This is a genomic window from Acidovorax sp. Root267 (assembly GCF_001429215.1).
GTDB lineage: Bacteria > Pseudomonadota > Gammaproteobacteria > Burkholderiales > Burkholderiaceae_C > Acidovorax > Acidovorax radicis.
The window spans coordinates 206,066-223,080 of record NZ_LMJC01000033.1 but is presented as its reverse complement, the minus strand read 5'-3'; the positions used below and the strand labels follow the sequence as shown (position 1 = coordinate 223,080).

Below are 17,015 nucleotides of genomic sequence, written 5' to 3'. Positions count from 1 at the left end.
TCACGCCCCCTTGAAACAAGAACAAGGAGACTCCATGCGGTCCCCCTCCCGACGCACCATTCTCACCGCGGCAGCCGGCAGTGCCTTGTCCGCGCTGGGCGCCACATCTGCCGTGGCCGCTGCACCGGCCTGGCCCTCCAAACCCGTCTCGCTGCTTGTCGGCTACCCGCCCGGCGGCTTGACCGACGCTGGCGCGCGCTTCATCACCAACGGCCTTGCCAGCGCGCTGGGCCAACCGGTGGTGGTGGAGAACAAGCCCGGCGCCTCCGGCAACCTGGCAGCGGCCGAGGCCCTGCGCCTGAACGACAGCCACAAGCTGCTGGTGGCCAACACCAGCCTCACCATCAACCCGCACACCTATGCGACACCGTCGCCCAATCCGCTGGACTTCACGCCCATCGGTCTGGTGCTGGAGTCGCAGCTGGTGCTGTGCGTGCACCCATCCGCACCGGTGAAGACGCTCGAAGACTTTCGCACCTGGGTGCGGGCGGGCGTCAAGGCTGGTGGCTTCAGCTATGCCTCTGCGGGCAGTGGCGGCAACACCCATCTGGCGATGGAGCACCTGCGCGAGCGCGCCGGACTGCCGCCGATGAACCAGGTGCCCTACAAGGGCAGCGCCCCGGCCATCCAGGACGTGGTGGGCAACCAGGTGCCGTGCATCGTGGATGCCGCGTCACTGCTCATCCCCTTCATTGCATCCGGCCGGCTGCGCGCCATTGTGGTCACTGGTGCCGAGCGCCTTCCCGCGCTGCCCGACGTGCCCACTGCGGCCGAAGCGGGTCTGAAGGACTTCCTCGTGACCGTGTTCGTCGGCCTGTGGGGGCCACCCAGCCTCACCCCGGACATCGTCAGCAAGACCAATGCCGCGCTCAACGCGGCGCTCGCCAACCCGGCGGTCAGCAGCACCATCACCAAGAACGGTGACATGGTGGGCGGCGGCACACCGGAACGGCTGGCCAAACTGACCCGCGACAACTATCGCCTGTGGGGCGAAATCGCCAAGAAGAACGACATCAAAGCCACCTGACCCATGACATCTACCGCTGCCCCCGCCCGCTACCGCGGCATTTTCCCCGTCGTGCCCACCACCTTCCATGAAGACGGCACCCTCGACATCGACAGCCAGAAGCGCTGCCTCGACTTCATGATCGACGCCGGCGTGGATGGCCTCTGCATCCTGGCCAACTTCTCCGAGCAGTTCTCGCTGTCCGATGCCGAGCGCGAGACACTGACCCGCGTCTCGCTGGAGCACGTGGCAGGCCGCGTACCGGTGATCGTCACCACCACCCATTACGGCACCCGGGTCTGCGCCGAGCGCAGCCGCGCCGCACAGGACATGGGCGCCGCTATGGTGATGATCATGCCGCCGTACCACGGCGCCACCTTCCGCGTGCCCGAAGCGCAGATCTACGAGTTCTACGCCCGTGTGTCCGATGCGATCAGCATCCCGATCATGGTGCAGGACGCCCCCGCCAGCGGCACCGTGCTGTCGGCCCCGTTCCTCGCCCGCATGGCGCAGGAGATCGAGAACCTGGCCTACTTCAAGATCGAAGTGCCGGGTGCGGCCAGCAAGCTGCGCGAGCTGATCCGCCTGGGCGGCGCGGCCATCGAAGGCCCGTGGGACGGCGAAGAGGCCATCACCCTGCTGGCCGACCTGGATGCGGGTGCCACCGGCGCGATGACGGGCGGCGCCTTCCCCGATGGCATTCGCCCCATCATCGAAGCCCACCGCCAGGGCGATATGGACCAGGCCTTTGCGCTCTACCAGCGCTGGCTGCCGCTCATCAACCACGAGAACCGTCAGGGCGGCATCCTGACGGCCAAGGCCTTGATGAAGGAAGGCGGCGTGATTGCCTGCGAGGCGGGGCGCCACCCCTTCCCGGCCATGCACCCCGAGGTTCGCCGGGGCCTCATTGACATCGCGCGCCGGCTGGACCCGCTGGTGCTGCGCTGGGGCCGGTAGACACGCCATGGCCGACACCGCCAACCTCTCGGGCCCCTGCCTGGTGGCCCTGGACTGGGGCACCAGCTCGCTGCGCGCCTTCCGCCTGGGTGCCAGCGGGCAGGTGCTGGAGCAACGCAGCCGCCCCTGGGGCATCATGAATCTGCCGCCGGCTCCCGCGGACCAAACTGGCGCAGAGCCCGGGGCAGCCTTCGAACGCGCACTGCAAGACACTTGCGGCGACTGGCTTGCCACCCTGCCCTCGGTGCCCCTGCTGGCCTGTGGCATGGTCGGCAGCGCCCAGGGCTGGCGGGAAGCCAAATACCTCGACGCACCCACCTCGCTCGACGACCTGGCGCGCGGGCTGACGGTGATGGGCCGTGGCAGCGCCACACCCCTGCACATCGTGCCCGGGCTGCTGCAGCGCGGGGGCCTGCCCAACGTGATGCGCGGCGAAGAAACGCAGGTACTGGGCGTGTTGGCCGACGCCACGTTGGTGGGTGAAGGCCCGTTGCTGGTAGGCCTGCCCGGTACCCACAGCAAATGGGTGGTGGCGCAAAAGGATGGTACCCGGTGCAGCATCCAGCGGTTCCACACCTTCATGACAGGTGAGGTATTTGCGGCATTGCGCGGGCACACCATCCTGGGCAAGACCATGCAGCCGCCAAGTGAGCCCGACGACGCCGCATTCGCGCAGGGCTTGCAGGTGGCGCGCGGCAGCGATACCGACCTCGGCCTGCTGTCACACATCTTCAGCACCCGGACGCTGGGCCTCACCGGCGCGCTACCCGCCGCAGCACAGGCCGACTACCTCTCGGGCATCCTCATCGGGCACGAGATCGCCAGCCTCGCAAGACTGCACCCGCCCACCAGCGCCGCCCCGCAACAGCTGGTGCTGTGTGGCGAGCCCGACCTGTGCCGCCGCTACACGCTCGCGCTACAAGCCTACGGATTTGCGCCACCGACCATTGCCGCGCAGGCCACCATCACCGGCCTGTGGCAGATCGCGCAGGCCGCCGGGCTGGTGACGACCACCACCCACGCGCAGCCCACCCCATCCACCAGGAGCCTCGCCGCATGAACCCGATCGACAAGAATCTGTACAAAACCATGCAGCAGTGCGGCCTGATCGCCATCCTGCGTGGCGTGCGGCCGCACGAAGTCGCGGCCATTGGCCACGCGCTGTACGACGCGGGTTTTCGCATCATCGAGGTGCCGCTCAACTCCCCCGAGCCGCTGGCCAGCATCCGTGCGCTGCGAGACGCGTTGCCTGCCGACTGCCTCGTCGGGGCGGGCACTGTGCTGTCGGCCGAGGCGTGTGCCGATGTGCAGGCCGCCGGCGGGCAGATCATCGTCATGCCCCACAGCGACCCCGCCGTGATCCGCGCCGCGCGCGCTGCCGGCATGGCCTGCGCACCCGGCGTGGCCACGCTGACCGAAGCCTATGCCGCGCTGGCCGCTGGCGCCAACATGCTCAAGCTCTTCCCGGCCGAGGCCCTGCCTCCGCATGTGCTCAAGGCCTGGCGCGCCGTCATCACCCCGCCCATGGCTCTGGTGCCGGTGGGCGGCATCGCCCCCGAAAACATTGCCACTTACGCCGCCGCCGGTGCCAGCGGCTTCGGCCTGGGCTCGGCCCTGTACCGCCCTGGCGACAGCGCTGCCGACGTGGCCGGCAAGGCCGCCGCGTTTGTCGCGGCATGGCACACCTCCTACGGCGCGGCACGCGCTGCAGCCACCGCACCCGGCAAGGCCACCGCCAGCGCCTAGTCCAGTTCTTTCTCTTCAACGTCCTCTCTCGCCCCCTCCGCCCTCCCATGAAGATCACCCGACTGACCACGTTCCTGGTGCCCCCGCGCTGGTGCTTTCTGAAAATCGAAACCGACGAAGGCATCGTCGGCTGGGGCGAACCCATCCTTGAAGGCCGCGCGCAAACCGTGGCCGCCGCAGTCGAAGAACTGGGCGACTACCTCATCGGAAAAGACCCGCGCCACATCGAAGACCACTGGACGGTGCTGTACCGCGGCGGCTTCTACCGCGGCGGCGGCGTGCACATGAGCGCGCTGGCTGGCATCGACCAGGCGCTGTGGGACATCAAGGGGAAGGCCCTGGGCGTTCCCGTGTCCGAACTGTTGGGCGGCAATGTGCGCGACCGCATCCGCGTGTACAGCTGGATCGGCGGCGACCGCCCCAGCGAGACAGCCCAGCAAGCCCGCGACGCCGTGGCCCGCGGCTTTACCGCGGTGAAGATGAACGGCACCGAAGAAATGCAGTTTGTGGACACCTTCGACAAGGTGGAGCGCTGCCTGCAAAACGTGGCCGCCGTGCGCGAGGCCGTAGGCCCGCACGTGGGCATCGGCGTAGATTTTCACGGCCGCGTGCACCGCCCCATGGCCAAGGTGCTGATCAAGGAACTGGAGCCCTACAAGCTCATGTTCATTGAAGAACCCGTTCTCAGCGAGCATGAAGAAGCGCTCAAGGAGATCGCCCGCATCTCGTCCACCCCCATCGCCCTGGGTGAGCGCCTGTACTCCCGCTGGGACTTCAAGCGCGTGCTACAGGAGGGGTATGCAGACATCATCCAGCCCGACCCTTCGCACTCCGGCGGCATCACCGAAACCCGCAAGATCGCCACCATGGCCGAAGCCTACGACGTGGCCCTGGCACTGCACTGCCCCCTGGGCCCCATCGCGCTGGCCGCCAATTTGCAGCTGGACGCGGTCTGCTACAACGCCTTCATCCAGGAGCAAAGCCTGGGCATCCACTACAACCAGGACAACGACCTGATGGACTACGTGTCCAACCCGGAAGTGTTCAAGTACGAGGACGGGATGGTGGCCATCCCGAACGGGCCGGGGTTGGGGATCGAGGTGAATGAGGAGTACGTGCGGGAGCGCGCGCAGCAGGGGCACCGGTGGAGGAATCCGGTGTGGCGGCATCGGGACGGGAGTTTTGCGGAGTGGTGAGGGTGTTTGGGGAGCTGCGCCGCGTCTACATCCGGCCAGGGGCATCACCACGTCCATGCGAAGCTCAATTCACCCGTCTCAAGCACACTGAGGATCGCGGCGGCGGCTGCGCCCTCATCGGCAGGATGGCTGCGCCAGGCTGAATGCTGCCGCTTCACTTCGGCAAGCCCGTGACCATAAACCCTTGATACCGAACATTGCCAACAGTCCGAAGAACCTGTCCAAGATCTTCTGACGGACGGTGTCAAAAAAATGCAAGGTGGATCCATTGCAGGCAGGCGTTGGGTAGCCTCTGGCAGTTCTTCCACAGCCGTTTTTCTTCTACATCCATACAAAACCACGCTCCACGTCCCGGAGCTTGCGCACCACCTTGGACGCATGTAGCTCGCTGCGCCAGGTACTACGCAGCAGTAGATTGATTTGAACAATCTCCGACTACTGGTGTAGCTGACTTACGCCTTGTTTTCTACTGCCTACCGCCTGCCTCTAGGAGCTAGAAAACAGGTGCCAGGACCAAGTGGTCAGACTGTCGAGAAATACAGATTCAAGAATTTGGACGGTACTTCTGCAGATCGCAAATGTCATCGCATCGACAGTCATGAGCGGTATCAATGCCTAGCATTCCGGCATGAACAGTTCGAACACGCCTCCAACAAGGTCCACAGGCCGTTTGCACGTTCAAGCGCCCGGCACCACACTCCAAAGTAGCGAGGCGGTGGACTGGGCCATCGTATCGCGGCGCAGCATTCGCGCTTTCATGCCTACGCAGGTCCCCCGCGAAGAGATTCATGCCATCCTGGACGTAGCGCGCCACGCAGCCTCAGGCATGAACACCCAGCCCTGGCGCGTTCATGTGCTAACGGGCAGCGCCAAGGAACGGCTGAGTTCAGCCATCGCAACAGCGGACAACGATGGGGAAGCGTCCACGGCACTCACAGAGCCCTACCACTATTACCCACTCGAATGGGTATCGCCTTATGTGGATCGACGCCGCAAAGTGGGCTGGGACCTGTATGGCCTGCTTGGCATTGCCAAGGGTGACAAGGCGCGCATGCACGCGCAACACGGCCGCAACTATCGTTTCTTTGATGCGCCGGTAGGGCTGATCTTCACGGTGGACCGTGTCATGCAGGCCGGCAGCCTCATGGACTACGGCATGTTCCTTCAGAGCGTGATGGTGGCAGCCCGTGCACGCGGGCTTGATACCTGCCCTCAGGTAGCGTTCACCAAGTTTCACCAGATCATCCATGCCGAGCTGGGCATACCCGACACCCACATGGTGGTCTGCGGCATGAGCTTGGGCCATGCCGACCCAGCCCGCATCGAGAACACGTTGGTGACCGAGCGCGAGAGCGTCGAATCCTTCACCACCTACCACGAATAGCAGCTATGGAGACAACAGCATGACCCCCACTAAGGCAAGCAGCCCATCCCGCAGTCCCTACCGGAACGGCCTGGAACGCACACCCGCGAACCACCTGCCGCTGACGCCTCTCGGTTTCCTCGACCGCAGCGCACTGGTCCACCCTGAGGGCATTGCAGTGGTGCATGCGGGTACCAAGCAAACCTGGGCGCTAACGCGCGATCGTGCCTACCGCCTGGCCAGTGCACTCGCACAGCGCGGCGTGCGGCGCGGCGACACCGTGGCCATCCTGGCGCCCAACACGCCCGCCATGCTGGAGGCGCACCTGGGCATCCCCCTGTGCGGCGCGGTCATTAACGCCATCAATTGCCGGCTCGATGCCGAGGGCATCGCCTTCATCCTGCGGCACGGCGAGGCGCGCATCCTGTTGGTGGACAGCGAATTCGCGGCGCTGGCAGACAAGGCCGTTGCGGGCCTGGACCAGCCGCCGCTGGTGGTCGCCGTCCACGATGCGTGCCTGTCCGCGCAGCCAGCCTTCGGTGCAATGGACTACGAAGCCCTGCTGGCCGAAGGCGACCCGGCCTTCGAAGGCCTGTGGCCCGAGGATGAGTGGGACCCCATCGCGCTGAACTACACGTCGGGCACCACGGGCGACCCCAAGGGCGTGGTGCCCAGCCACCGCGGCACCTACCTCATGAGCCTGCTGCAGATGACAGACTGGGCCATGCCGCGTCGCCCGGTGTACCTGTGGACGCTGCCCATGTTCCACGCCAACGGCTGGTGCTTCACCTGGGCCATCACGGCGGCGGCGGGCACGCACGTGTGCCTGCGCAAGGTCACGGCCAAGGCCATCTTCGAGGCCATTGCCGAGCATGGTGTGGACCATTTCTGTGCCGCGCCCACGGTGTTGGCCATGCTGGCCAATGCACCGGCGCACGAGCGCATCGCGCTGCCGCGCCCGGTGCGCGTGCTCACAGCGGGCTCGCCACCGCCGGCCGCCATCCTGCAGGCGATTGCCGCGATGGGCTTCGATGTGGACCATGTGTATGGCATCACCGAGGTCTCGGGCACGCCCGTGAGCTGCGTGCGCCAGCCCGGGTGGGCGGCCTTGCCGGAGGCCGGACGTGCCCAGCTGCAGGCGCGCCAGGGCGTGCGCGCCGCTGCGCTAGAGCACCTGCGCGTGCTCAACCCCGACACGCTGGAGCCCGTGCCGGCCGATGGCGTGACGGCTGGTGAAATCATGCTGCGCGGCAATACTGTGATGAAGGGCTACCTCAAGAACCCCGGCGCCACGGCCAAGGCCTTTGCGGGCGGCTGGTTCCACACCGGCGACATCGCAGTGCTGCACCCTGATGGCTATGTGCAGATCACTGACCGCTCCAAGGACGTGATCATCTCGGGCGGCGAGAACATCTCCTCGGTGGAGGTAGAGGACGTGCTGCACCGCCACCCCGCCGTGCTGCTGGCCGCCGTGGTGGCGCAGCCCGACGAGCGGTGGGGCGAGGTGCCCTGCGCCTTCGTGGAGCTCAAGCCCGATGCGGTGGGCACGGTCAGCGCCGACGAACTGATCGCGTTTTGCCGCGAGCATCTGGCGCGCTTCAAGTGCCCGCGCCAGATCGTATTCGAGGTCTTGCCCAAGACCGCCACCGGCAAGATCCAGAAGTTCCGCCTGCGCGAGATCGCGGGCAGCCGCGAGGCCATCACAAAGCTGGCGCAGGTTCAGGCCGAGCCTGCAGGCTGAGCATTCAGCCTTCGCGGGCAATCGACTGCAGTACCTTCAGGTCGATCACCTCGATCGACCCATAGCCCAGGCGAATGGCGCCCCGGTCCTGCAGCTCCTGCAGCGCCCGGTTGGCCACCTGGCGCGACACGCCCGACAGGCGCCCCAGCTCTTCCTGCGACAGCGTGATGCGCCGGGCAGTGTTGGGAAACAGCGCATCGTTGAACAGCCCCGACAGGCTGTAGGCCACCTGCGCCGTGGTGTCACCCAGCCGGTCGGTCTGCACCTGCGCCACGTAGTGGGCCAGGCGCGCGTTGAGCTGCCCGATCAGCCACAGCGCAAACGGATGGCTCTCGTGCAGCAGCCGCAAAAACTCGCTGCGCGGCAGCAGCGCCACCACGCTGTCGGTCAGCGCCGTCACCGCATAGGGCCGGGGCTCATCCTTGAGCACCGAGCCCTCGCCGAACCATGCGCCCGATGGCACGCCTGCGAACGTGCTGATCCGACCTTCTTCGGTAATGTTGTCGAGCTTGAGCATGCCCTCCATCACGCCGGCCCAATGCGCAGGGGGCATACCGCGTGCAAATACGGCGCTGCCAGCAGCAAAGCTGCGCACCGTGATGGCACTGCGCACGCGTTTAGCTTCTTCGCCGGTCAGAGAGGACATCCAGGACGACTGGGAAAGAAACGAGTCAAGCGGGTCTGGAGTCATGTTTATTCAAGCGCACGGTGCTTCGCGCAGATTTTGCGGGAGATCACGGCTTGCGCCAATGGGGGCGATGCCTGCCGCGGGCAAAGGGAGAAAAGCACCGGTCCGTCAGACGACCCATAACGGCGACCCAACCAGCGAAACCACACTCAAACGAAATGCTGCTTCAGGCTGGCTGCGGGCACTCGCTCCGTCTTTACGAATGCGTACCATTGGCCACAAGCCGCCAGTTGCGGCTAACGAAAGGGGCGCAACAGACAAAGTATGAGGCCCGCAGCATGCGGGCCTGCTTGACTGCTGGGGTTAGACAGTCCGCTGGGCGCGAACAAAGCCGCCGAACAAGCCAGACAAGGTGGCAACGACAAAGTAAATAGCCGCGCTCCAGGTCAGAACAGACGTGCTCGCTGGGTTAAGAGCCATGACGAAGAAAAAAGATGTGCTTAGGATCCCGCTATGAGGCCTTGAATGAGGTCACGTCCTTTTCCGTAAAGTGCGGACACGTAGCCACCGAAAACAGTGGCAATTGCGAGAGTAGCGAGTGATAAAAGCTCAACTGTCGATGTGAGTCCGCGTCCCATTTGCGCATACGCTTGCTCAGGGGAAAACCCTTTAGCTAGGTGAATCGCCCCGGTATTGAACTGACCCCCAGAAGTTGGACGGTTACCTTGCCGCCAATCAGTCGCTGTTTCTCAGTCGGTATCCCACCGGGCTGAGTCCGCTCAATCTGAGCTTGATGCGCTCATGGTTGTAGTAGTGAATGTAATCATGCACGCCCGCTTCGAGCGTATCAAGGCTGTCGGGCGCGGCAAGCCGGAAGTACTCAGCCTTGAGGGTGCCGAAGAAGCTCTCAATTGCCGCATTGTCAAAGCAGTTGCCCTTTCGGCTCATGCTTTGCTTGACTCCCCGTTGCACAAGCATCGCTCGATAGGGCTGCATCTTGTAGTGCCAACCTTGGTCCGAGTGGACGATCAGTTCCCCCGTGCAAGCGGTCCGCGCCAGCGCTGCCTCGAGCATGCCGGAAACCAACTCGAAGACTGGACGCCTTGCCATGCGGTACGCGACGATCTCGCCGTTGTAGAGGTCCATGCAAGCTGACAGGTAGAGCTTGTGGCCATTCACATTGAATTCGGTGACATCGGTTGCCCACTTCTGGTTTGGTGCGGTCGCACGGAAGTCGCGCTGTAGAAAGTTCGGCACGTGCGCATCGCTGACGCCTAGAACATGCCGGGATCGCTTCTTCACCCGAATCAACGCGCGCAGCCCCATCTTGCGCATCAGGCGCTGCACGCACTTGTGGTTGATCGGTTCCGCCCCTGCATTGCATAGCGCGGCCGTGATCCGTCTGTAGCCGTAGCGCCCTTTATGCTCGTCATAGACAGTGCGGATCCTGGCCTCCAAGGCGCTTTGCTGGTCGGCGCGCTGGCTCGCCTGGCATTGGTAGTAGAACGTGCTGCGTGGCAGGCCTGCGACCTGCAACAGGTATGCCAATTTATGGTGATGCCTCAACCCGGCAATCAGACGCGCTTTGTCGGCGCAGCTGATCTCTTCGACCGAATCAAGGCCTGCAATTTTTTTAGGTACGCGACCTCGGCGCGCAGTCGTTCGTTCTCTTCTCGTAGGGTTTGCGCTGCGTCGGCGGCAACCTTGTTCGATGGCGCTGCGCAGCGGCCTTCCAGCTTCATCTTGGGACGCTCTTCTTTCTCGTTCTCGATAGCCTGCAGGCGGCCTTGATCGAGATTGCGTCGCCAGACCACGACTTGGTTGGGATTGCGGATGTCATAGATCGCTGCGACCTGGCGGCTGGAGAGCTGTTCGCGATCCTGATGGGACAGCACTTGCAGCTTGAACTGCGCACTGTACGTGCTGCGCTTGGGGCGCAGCCCGTCAATGCCGTGCAGGCGGTAGTGGCTCACCCAAGTGCGGATCTTCTCCTCAGGCACAGACCATTGGCGCGCCAGCAGCTTTGCCCCACCGTCCCCAGCCATAAAACTCTTGACCACTTTGAGCTTGAACTCTGTCTGATACTTCTTCATGAAACCCCTTGAAGTTTGTCCAACTTCTGGGGGTCAGTTCAAAACCGGGGCGATTCAGCCACATTGCACGCGGCCGAGTTGGCACTGAACGCTCAACCGCTGCCCTCTACGTTTCGGTCCGGCTTTGGCGTCAAGGCGTCGCCCGTGATGGATGGGAAGACTGTGTTCGCCGATTGGACCCGGGTGGCATGGCCCCAGCGTGTACCGGTGCTGATCACGAACACGCTCACTGAGGGGTCTTTTTTTGTTGACCTGATCGATCCAGTGACGCAGGTTTCGCTCACCGCTCCACTGCCTTCCACCATGGAGGCGCTCACGGCCCTTGTCGCGCCACTTTCTGGTTCTGCGAGTCGGGCTTCCCAGGTGATCACAGCCTACCAGGATGCGGCCCTGACAGAGGGTCGTTCCTCAGCGCCGGGCAACCTGTGGGTTGAAATCAACGGTGACAGGAACCTGCGCAACTTCTGCGTTCGCTATGCAGACAGTCTCGTGAAGCAAGGCGCAAACGTGCGATATGGAACCTTCATGCATGACTTGCCCCCCCCGGGGCGAGGCGTTCCCCATTGTGCAGAGCTGCCGTTCTTGTTCGGCACATATGGGCTTGACTACTACCGTCAAAAAGTCGGATCGGGCGCTGCAGAGCAGCAGCTCAGTCGGCATCTGATGAGCGCAGTGGCCACTTTCGCCCAAAACGGGACGGCGACTTTTGCGGATGGCACAGTCTGGCAAAGCTACGGCAGTGGCAACACAAACTCTGCACTGATTGGCTCCGGAGCGTCTTCATCCATCGCGTTTGGCACGGTGCCGAAGATCGCCCAGATGCGCGTGTGGGATGCCCTTCTGGGGTATCAATAGTTAAAAGTGCCCTAGGTCACTCGGCGGGCATTTCGGCGTGCGCCAAGGGAACCCCGAAATGCCACTCGGCGGATGACAACGATTGCCGCTTCAGTCTGGCGCAGCGCGAGCGCGAGTGCGCCAATCGGGGCACCTGGACGGACGCAAGGCCTACAGGCCCTTCGCGCGGCGTGGTCGGTGCGGAATGCGTCCATGTCCGCGATTCCTGAAAACACGACAGTGGGCCTGGGCCGCTCTGCCAAGGACAGACCTCACCGGCGACGGCGGTGTTTCGTGGCGGCGGGGCTGCCTGCTATCGTGTGGGGGATTGCATGTCCGCCGCCCCCTTCCGTATTCAGGCCTTGAAGAAATGCGATCGTTGATTTCCTTTCCCCTGCGCGCGCCCATTGCCGTCTTTCTGGCTGGGCTCGCGGCCGCCGTGCACATCGGCAAGATTCCACCCGCCATCGGCGTGTTGCGGGATGCGTTGGGGGTCTCGCTGATCGAGGCGGGCTTCTTGCTGTCGGCTGTCCAGCTGGCGGGCATGCTGCTCGGCGTTCTGGTGGGTGCGCTGGCCGATGGTTTTGGCCTGCGGCGCAGCATGCTGTATGGGCTGGGCGTGCTGTGTATCGCCAGCCTGGCGGGCGTGTGGGCCCGCCAGGCGGCGGACCTGCTGGCATTGCGGGCGTTGGAGGGGCTGGGTTTCCTGTGGGTTGTGCTGCCGGCGCCCAGCTTGATGCGGCAGTTGGTGCCCGCTGCCAGGCTGCCCGCCTTCATGGGGCTGTGGGGGGCCTACATGCCCGCCGGCGTTGCCCTGGCGCTTCTGGCAGGGCCGGTGGTCATGGGGCTGTGGAACTGGCAGGCTTGGTGGGGGCTGCTGGGTGTGCTGGCGGGCTGCGCGGGGCTCTGGCTGGCCCTGGCCGTTGGCCCAGATGCGCGGCGAACCACCGTGGCGCGGCCGCGCACCGACCCGCCGCCTCCCGCGGTGGTGCTTCTGACGCAGCGGCTGCGGCTCACCCTGGCCAGTCCCGGGCCCTGGGCGGTAGCAGTGGCGTTTGGCATGTACTCCTGCCAGTGGCTGGCCGTCATCGGGTTTCTGCCCTCCATCTACATGCAGGCGGGCGTCAGCGGCGTGGCTGCGGGTGCACTGACCGCACTGGCCTGCGCGGCCAACGTGGTGGGGAACCTGGGGGCCGGCGGCTTGATGCGGGCGGGTTGGCGCACGCACCATCTGTTGGTCATCGGTTTCGGCGGCACGGCATTGGCGACGGTGGTGGCCTTCAGCCCCTTCGCGGGCGATGGCCCGGTCCTTCGTTTCGCTGCCGTGGTGGCGTTTTCGGCCGTGGGCGGGATGATTCCCGCCACCTTGTTTGCCCTGGCGGTACGGCTGGCACCCAGCGAGAGTACGGTGTCCACCACGATGGGTTGGGTGCAGCAGTGCTCGGCCTGTGGCCAGTTCGTGGGGCCACCGCTTGTGGCCTGGGTGGCGGGCCTGGCGGGTGGCTGGCATTTCACCTGGGTGGTCACCGGCGTGGCTTCGGTGGTAGGCCTGGGCCTTTCTTGGTGGGTGTGCCGCCAGCGCCCGGCTTGAGCACCTGCAGCGCTCTATACATCGCTGCCGTACAAGGTGCCGCCAGCACTTGATTGCGCCACGTCACCATCATGTAGCGGTCGGCAATGAAAGCCTGGCTCGGATATACATGCCTTCATTCGGGGCGGTTGCACAGCTAGCTCAGGACTCAGGCGGATCGACAGATCAACGCGCCGGCGTCTTGCACAGACGGCTTTTGGCGACAAAGCTGACCCTAGAAAACTGACTGCCAAAGGCGGCAACCGCTGTACGGCAGTCATCGTATGCCTATACGGCTGCCTGCATAATATTGCTCACTTTTGTATAGCATCTTGCGCTTACCCATCAAGCGCTAGATGCCAATTTTTCTCAATTTTCATCCGTCTGGCGCTGCCCTAGCCGCTTGAGGGACGCGCCCCATGGATACTGTGATTAAAATCAGTACCCCGCCACCCGTCCCTCCACCCCATGACGGCGCTGCCCTCCCCCACCCCGTCCTCTCCACCCCCCATCCAACTCACCCGCTTCCACCGCACCCGCCTCATGCAAATCTGGCGCTCTGCGGGGTGGCCGTGCAAGGATGCGCTGGAGATTGACCTGCTGGCCGCGCAGCTGGTGGCGCTGCATGTGTCGCCCGAGGGGTTCGAGTCCCTGCGGCTCACCGATGAAGGTATTCGCACCCTGGCCGTTGCGCGCCAGCGCGGTGTGCGGGCTCTGAGCACGCACGACCGGCTGGCGGCAAAGTTTGCAGAGCACCTGCTGACGGCGGGGCGCATTGTGTGGCGGGAGTTGTCTCTGCGCGCTGTGGTGGATGGGCCAGCACCGCAGCCGCCGCCCACCCCGCTGGATGCCGCCATGCCCGCCGCGCCAACCGGCAGCATGGCCATCAGCAGCAACAGCAGTACCCATCTCCACAGCACCCCGCTGTGGAGCGAAGACGCCGACACCCCAGCCACCCACGCAGCGGCCAATGTGTGGCGCATGGCGCGGCCCGATCTCTTCTCGGTGCGCAACACCACGGTGCCGGCGTACCTGCAGCCGATGGTGCATGAGGTCAAGGTGAGCCGGGCCGACCTGCTGTCGGACCTGCGGCACGACGCCAAGCGGCAGGCCTACCAGTGGCTGTGCGAGGAGTGCTATTACGTATTCCCGGCGGGTGTGGCCGAGGTGGACGAGATCCCCGAGCACTTTGGCGTGTGGGTGCTGCACGGCGGGCTGGACGACGGTGATGGGGGCCGCTTTGAGCTGCTGCGGCCCGCGCGGCATGCCACCTGCGCCCTGCCCTTTGCAGTGTGGATGGCGCTGTGCAAGGCCACGCCAATGCGCAGCGAGGCGGAGCTGGCGCAGGCGCACCTGGGCGAACCGGGCGCGGGCGACGCTGCGGCGGATGAGCTGCTGCCGCCCGACGACAGCCCCCCACCCTGCACCGAGGCCCCATGACCTACACGGTGGCGGTGCGGGAGCTGTGTGAGTTCACCGCCAAGCAGGGCGACCTGGACCTGCGCTTTACGCCCGCCCCCACCGCGCTCGAGGGCATAGCCGGCCATGGCGTGGTGGCCGCGCGCCGTGGCAAGGGCTACCGGGCCGAGGTGGCGCTGAGCGGCAGCTACCAGACGCTGCAGGTGCGCGGCCGTGCCGACGGCTACGACCCAGTCCAGCAACGCATCGACGAGGTCAAGACCTTCAAGGGGCGGCTCGACCGCCAGCCCGCATCACACCGCCACCTGCACTGGGCGCAGGCCAAGGTGTATGGCTGGCTGCTGTGCCAGCAAGAGCAGCTGGCGCACATCGACGTGGCGCTGGTGTACTTTGACATTGGCTCGCAGAAGGAGACAGTGTTTTCCGAGCACTGCACCGCCGACGAACTGCGCGAGCACTTTGAGGCGCAGTGCCAGCGCTTTTTGGCGTGGGCCGAGCAGCAGGTGGCGCACCGCACGGCGCGCGATGCGGCGCTGGGCACGCTGGTGTTTCCGTTTGGCGGCTTTCGTGCGGGGCAGCGCCCGCTGGCCGAGGCCGTGTACAAGGCGGCCACCGGTGGCCGCTGCCTGCTGGCCCAGGCGCCCACGGGCATTGGCAAGACCATGGGCACGCTGTTCCCGCTGCTCAAGGCGGCGCCGGCGCAGCAGCTCGACAAGGTGTTCTTTCTGGCTGCCAAAACCTCGGGCCGGCAGACCGCGCTGGACGCACTGGCGCGCCTGGCCGACAGCGCGCCCACGCTGCCGCTGCGCGTGCTGGAGCTGGTAGCGCGCGACAAGGCCTGCGAGCACCCGGACAAGGCCTGCCATGGCGAGTCGTGCCCGCTGGCGCAAGGTTTTTACGACCGGCTGCCCGGGGCGCGCGCTGCGGCGCTGCAGGCTGCGCGCAGCGGTGCGGCATCGGAGGAAGTGGCCCGGGGTGCGGCAGAGGCAGCGGCACCGAATGCCCCGGCCCATCACCACCACAGCGTGCCGCTGCACCAGGCGCAGGTGCGCGATGCGGCGCTGGCCCACCGGGTGTGCCCCTACTACCTCAGCCAGGAGCTGGCCCGCTGGGCCGATGTGGTGGTGGGCGACTACAACTACTACTTTGACTTTGGCGGCCTGCTGCACGGACTGACGCAGGCCAACCAATGGCGCGCCGCATTGCTGGTGGACGAGGCCCACAACCTGGTGGAGCGCGGCCGCAAGATGTACAGCGCCGAACTGCGCCCCGACACGCTGGCGGCGGCCCGCACATCGCCCGCTGCCAGCCGCCACCCCGTGGTGAAAAAGGCGCTGGACAAAGTGCGCCGCTGCTGGGTGGCGCTCGACAAAGCGCAGGCAGCAGACTATGCCGTGTACGACGCCTTTCCGGAGGCGCTGCTGGGCGCATTGCAGCAGTGCGGCACCACGCTGTCAGACCACTTTTCCGACCACCCAGCCGACCTTGATGTGGCGCTGCAGACCTTCTACTTCGAGGCGATGCACATCACGCGCCTGGCCGAGCTGCTTGACTCGAATTCGCTGGTGGACATTTCCCGGCCTGCACCGCACACATCGCACCTGTCGCGCCCGGGCAGCGCCGCCGCCAAGCCCGGCAGCGCCACGGTGTGCATCCGCAACGTCGTGCCCGCGCCTTTTCTGCAACCCCGGCTGGAGGCTGCGCGCACCAGCACGCTGTTTTCGGCCACGCTGCAGCCTGCGCGCTATTACGCCGACCTGCTGGGCCTGCCCGATCAGCATGTGTGGGTGGACGTGGAGTCGCCGTTTGAGAGTGCACAGCTCAAGGTGGAGGTGGCGCGCCACATCTCCACGCGCTATGCAGACCGCCACGCCTCGCTGGCGCCGATTGCCGAGCTGATGGCGCAACAGTTCAATGCACGGCCGGGCAACTACCTGGCGTTTTTCAGCAGCTACGAATATCTGCAGCAGGTGGCCGATGGGTTTGCGCAGCGGCACCCCCACCTGCCGCACTGGCGCCAGTCGCGCCGCATGCTCGAGGCGGAGCAGCGGCAGTTTCTGGAGCGTTTTACCGACACCAGCGAAGGCATAGGCTTTGCCGTGCTTGGCGGCGCGTTTGCCGAGGGCATCGACCTGCCGGGTCGGCGGCTGATTGGTGCGTTTTTGGCCACGCTGGGCCTGCCGCAGGTCAACCCCGTCAACGAGCAGATTCGCCAGCGCATGCAGGCACTGTTTGGGGAAGGGTATGACTACACGTACCTCTACCCCGGGCTGCAAAAGGTGGTACAGGCCGCAGGCCGGGTGATCCGCACGCCCAGCGACGAAGGCGTGGTGCACCTGATGGACGACCGGTTCGGGCGGGCCGAAGTGCGCATGCTGCTGCCCGGATGGTGGAAGGTGGAGTGATCTACAAAAAAGGCCGCTCGCCCTGGGGCGACCGGCCTTGCAAGACTGCGAAGCAGC

13 protein-coding genes are annotated in these 17,015 nt (G+C 65.4%); 11 read left to right on the top strand and 2 right to left on the bottom strand.

What is annotated here, in order from left to right:
• The first annotated feature begins 34 nt into the window (after nucleotides 1-34).
• From ASE39_RS24480 to ASE39_RS24450, 7 genes are all read left to right on the top strand, one after another.
• Nucleotides 35-1,027 carry a tripartite tricarboxylate transporter substrate binding protein gene (locus ASE39_RS24480; protein ID WP_057272824.1) on the top strand — a complete coding sequence of 331 codons (993 nt, stop codon included), beginning with the start codon at nucleotides 35-37 and terminating at the stop codon, nucleotides 1,025-1,027.
• 3 nt (nucleotides 1,028-1,030) lie between these two features.
• On the top strand, nucleotides 1,031-1,963 hold the full coding sequence (locus ASE39_RS24475; RefSeq protein WP_057272823.1) for a dihydrodipicolinate synthase family protein: 933 nt from the start codon (nucleotides 1,031-1,033) through the stop codon (nucleotides 1,961-1,963).
• Between the two features lie 7 nt (nucleotides 1,964-1,970).
• Nucleotides 1,971-3,023 (top strand): 2-dehydro-3-deoxygalactonokinase, encoded by a 1,053-nt coding sequence (locus ASE39_RS24470; protein ID WP_057272822.1) that lies wholly within the window; start codon nucleotides 1,971-1,973, stop codon nucleotides 3,021-3,023.
• Entirely contained in the window at nucleotides 3,020-3,709 is a 690-nt protein-coding gene (locus tag ASE39_RS24465) for a 2-dehydro-3-deoxy-6-phosphogalactonate aldolase (RefSeq protein ID WP_057272821.1), read from the top strand. Before ASE39_RS24470 ends, ASE39_RS24465 begins: the two co-directional genes overlap by 4 nt.
• A complete protein-coding gene (gene dgoD / locus ASE39_RS24460; RefSeq protein ID WP_282434137.1) occupies nucleotides 3,640-4,905 on the top strand; it encodes a galactonate dehydratase in 1,266 nt (421 codons plus the stop codon). Before ASE39_RS24465 ends, dgoD begins: the two co-directional genes overlap by 70 nt.
• A gap of 670 nt (nucleotides 4,906-5,575) precedes the next feature.
• Nucleotides 5,576-6,289: a nitroreductase gene (locus ASE39_RS24455; RefSeq protein ID WP_050812471.1), complete on the top strand. Its 714-nt coding sequence runs from the start codon at nucleotides 5,576-5,578 to the stop codon at nucleotides 6,287-6,289.
• Nucleotides 6,290-6,308: 19 nt separating this feature from the next.
• A complete protein-coding gene (locus ASE39_RS24450; protein ID WP_057272820.1) occupies nucleotides 6,309-8,009 on the top strand; it encodes an acyl-CoA synthetase in 1,701 nt (566 codons plus the stop codon).
• A 4-nt stretch (nucleotides 8,010-8,013) separates the two neighbouring features.
• On the opposite strand, the gene ASE39_RS24445 is transcribed toward ASE39_RS24450, so the two are convergent.
• A complete protein-coding gene (locus tag ASE39_RS24445) occupies nucleotides 8,014-8,655 on the bottom strand; it encodes a Crp/Fnr family transcriptional regulator (protein WP_198928056.1) in 642 nt (213 codons plus the stop codon).
• Between the two features lie 717 nt (nucleotides 8,656-9,372).
• Nucleotides 9,373-10,730, bottom strand: a protein-coding gene (locus ASE39_RS26160) for an IS3 family transposase (RefSeq protein ID WP_242421558.1) whose coding sequence is annotated in 2 segments (ribosomal slippage) — nucleotides 9,373-10,253 and nucleotides 10,253-10,730 — 1,359 coding nt in all. Because the reading frame shifts where the segments join, the coding sequence is not laid out codon by codon here.
• A 78-nt stretch (nucleotides 10,731-10,808) separates the two neighbouring features.
• On the opposite strand from ASE39_RS26160, the gene ASE39_RS24430 reads away from it, so the two are divergent.
• The 4 genes from ASE39_RS24430 (at nucleotide 10,809) to ASE39_RS24415 (ending at nucleotide 16,958) form a co-directional block, all read left to right on the top strand.
• Nucleotides 10,809-11,585: a carboxylesterase family protein gene (locus ASE39_RS24430; RefSeq protein WP_140426872.1), complete on the top strand. Its 777-nt coding sequence runs from the start codon at nucleotides 10,809-10,811 to the stop codon at nucleotides 11,583-11,585.
• Nucleotides 11,586-11,943: 358 nt separating this feature from the next.
• Nucleotides 11,944-13,155: an MFS transporter gene (locus ASE39_RS24425; RefSeq protein ID WP_242421557.1), complete on the top strand. Its 1,212-nt coding sequence runs from the start codon at nucleotides 11,944-11,946 to the stop codon at nucleotides 13,153-13,155.
• Nucleotides 13,156-13,602: 447 nt separating this feature from the next.
• Nucleotides 13,603-14,574, top strand: coding sequence for a hypothetical protein (locus ASE39_RS24420; RefSeq protein ID WP_242421556.1), 972 nt, complete (start codon nucleotides 13,603-13,605; stop codon nucleotides 14,572-14,574).
• A complete protein-coding gene (locus ASE39_RS24415; protein ID WP_057272815.1) occupies nucleotides 14,571-16,958 on the top strand; it encodes an ATP-dependent DNA helicase in 2,388 nt (795 codons plus the stop codon). The genes ASE39_RS24420 and ASE39_RS24415 overlap by 4 nt, the downstream gene beginning before the upstream one ends.
• Nucleotides 16,959-17,015: the final 57 nt, after the last annotated feature.

What these genes read in the sequence shown, in the direction of transcription:
- ASE39_RS24480 (WP_057272824.1), top strand. Translation starts at nt 35, where the DNA reads ATGCGGTCCCCCTCCCGACGCACCATTCTCACCGCGGCAGCCGGCAGT.
- ASE39_RS24475 (WP_057272823.1), top strand. Translation starts at nt 1,031, where the DNA reads ATGACATCTACCGCTGCCCCCGCCCGCTACCGCGGCATTTTCCCCGTC.
- ASE39_RS24470 (WP_057272822.1), top strand. Translation starts at nt 1,971, where the DNA reads ATGGCCGACACCGCCAACCTCTCGGGCCCCTGCCTGGTGGCCCTGGAC.
- ASE39_RS24465 (WP_057272821.1), top strand. Translation starts at nt 3,020, where the DNA reads ATGAACCCGATCGACAAGAATCTGTACAAAACCATGCAGCAGTGCGGC.
- dgoD (WP_282434137.1), top strand. Translation starts at nt 3,640, where the DNA reads ATGGCACACCTCCTACGGCGCGGCACGCGCTGCAGCCACCGCACCCGG.
- ASE39_RS24450 (WP_057272820.1), top strand. Translation starts at nt 6,309, where the DNA reads ATGACCCCCACTAAGGCAAGCAGCCCATCCCGCAGTCCCTACCGGAAC.
- ASE39_RS24445 (WP_198928056.1), bottom strand. Translation starts at nt 8,655, where the DNA reads ATGTCCTCTCTGACCGGCGAAGAAGCTAAACGCGTGCGCAGTGCCATC.
- ASE39_RS24420 (WP_242421556.1), top strand. Translation starts at nt 13,603, where the DNA reads ATGACGGCGCTGCCCTCCCCCACCCCGTCCTCTCCACCCCCCATCCAA.
- ASE39_RS24415 (WP_057272815.1), top strand. Translation starts at nt 14,571, where the DNA reads ATGACCTACACGGTGGCGGTGCGGGAGCTGTGTGAGTTCACCGCCAAG.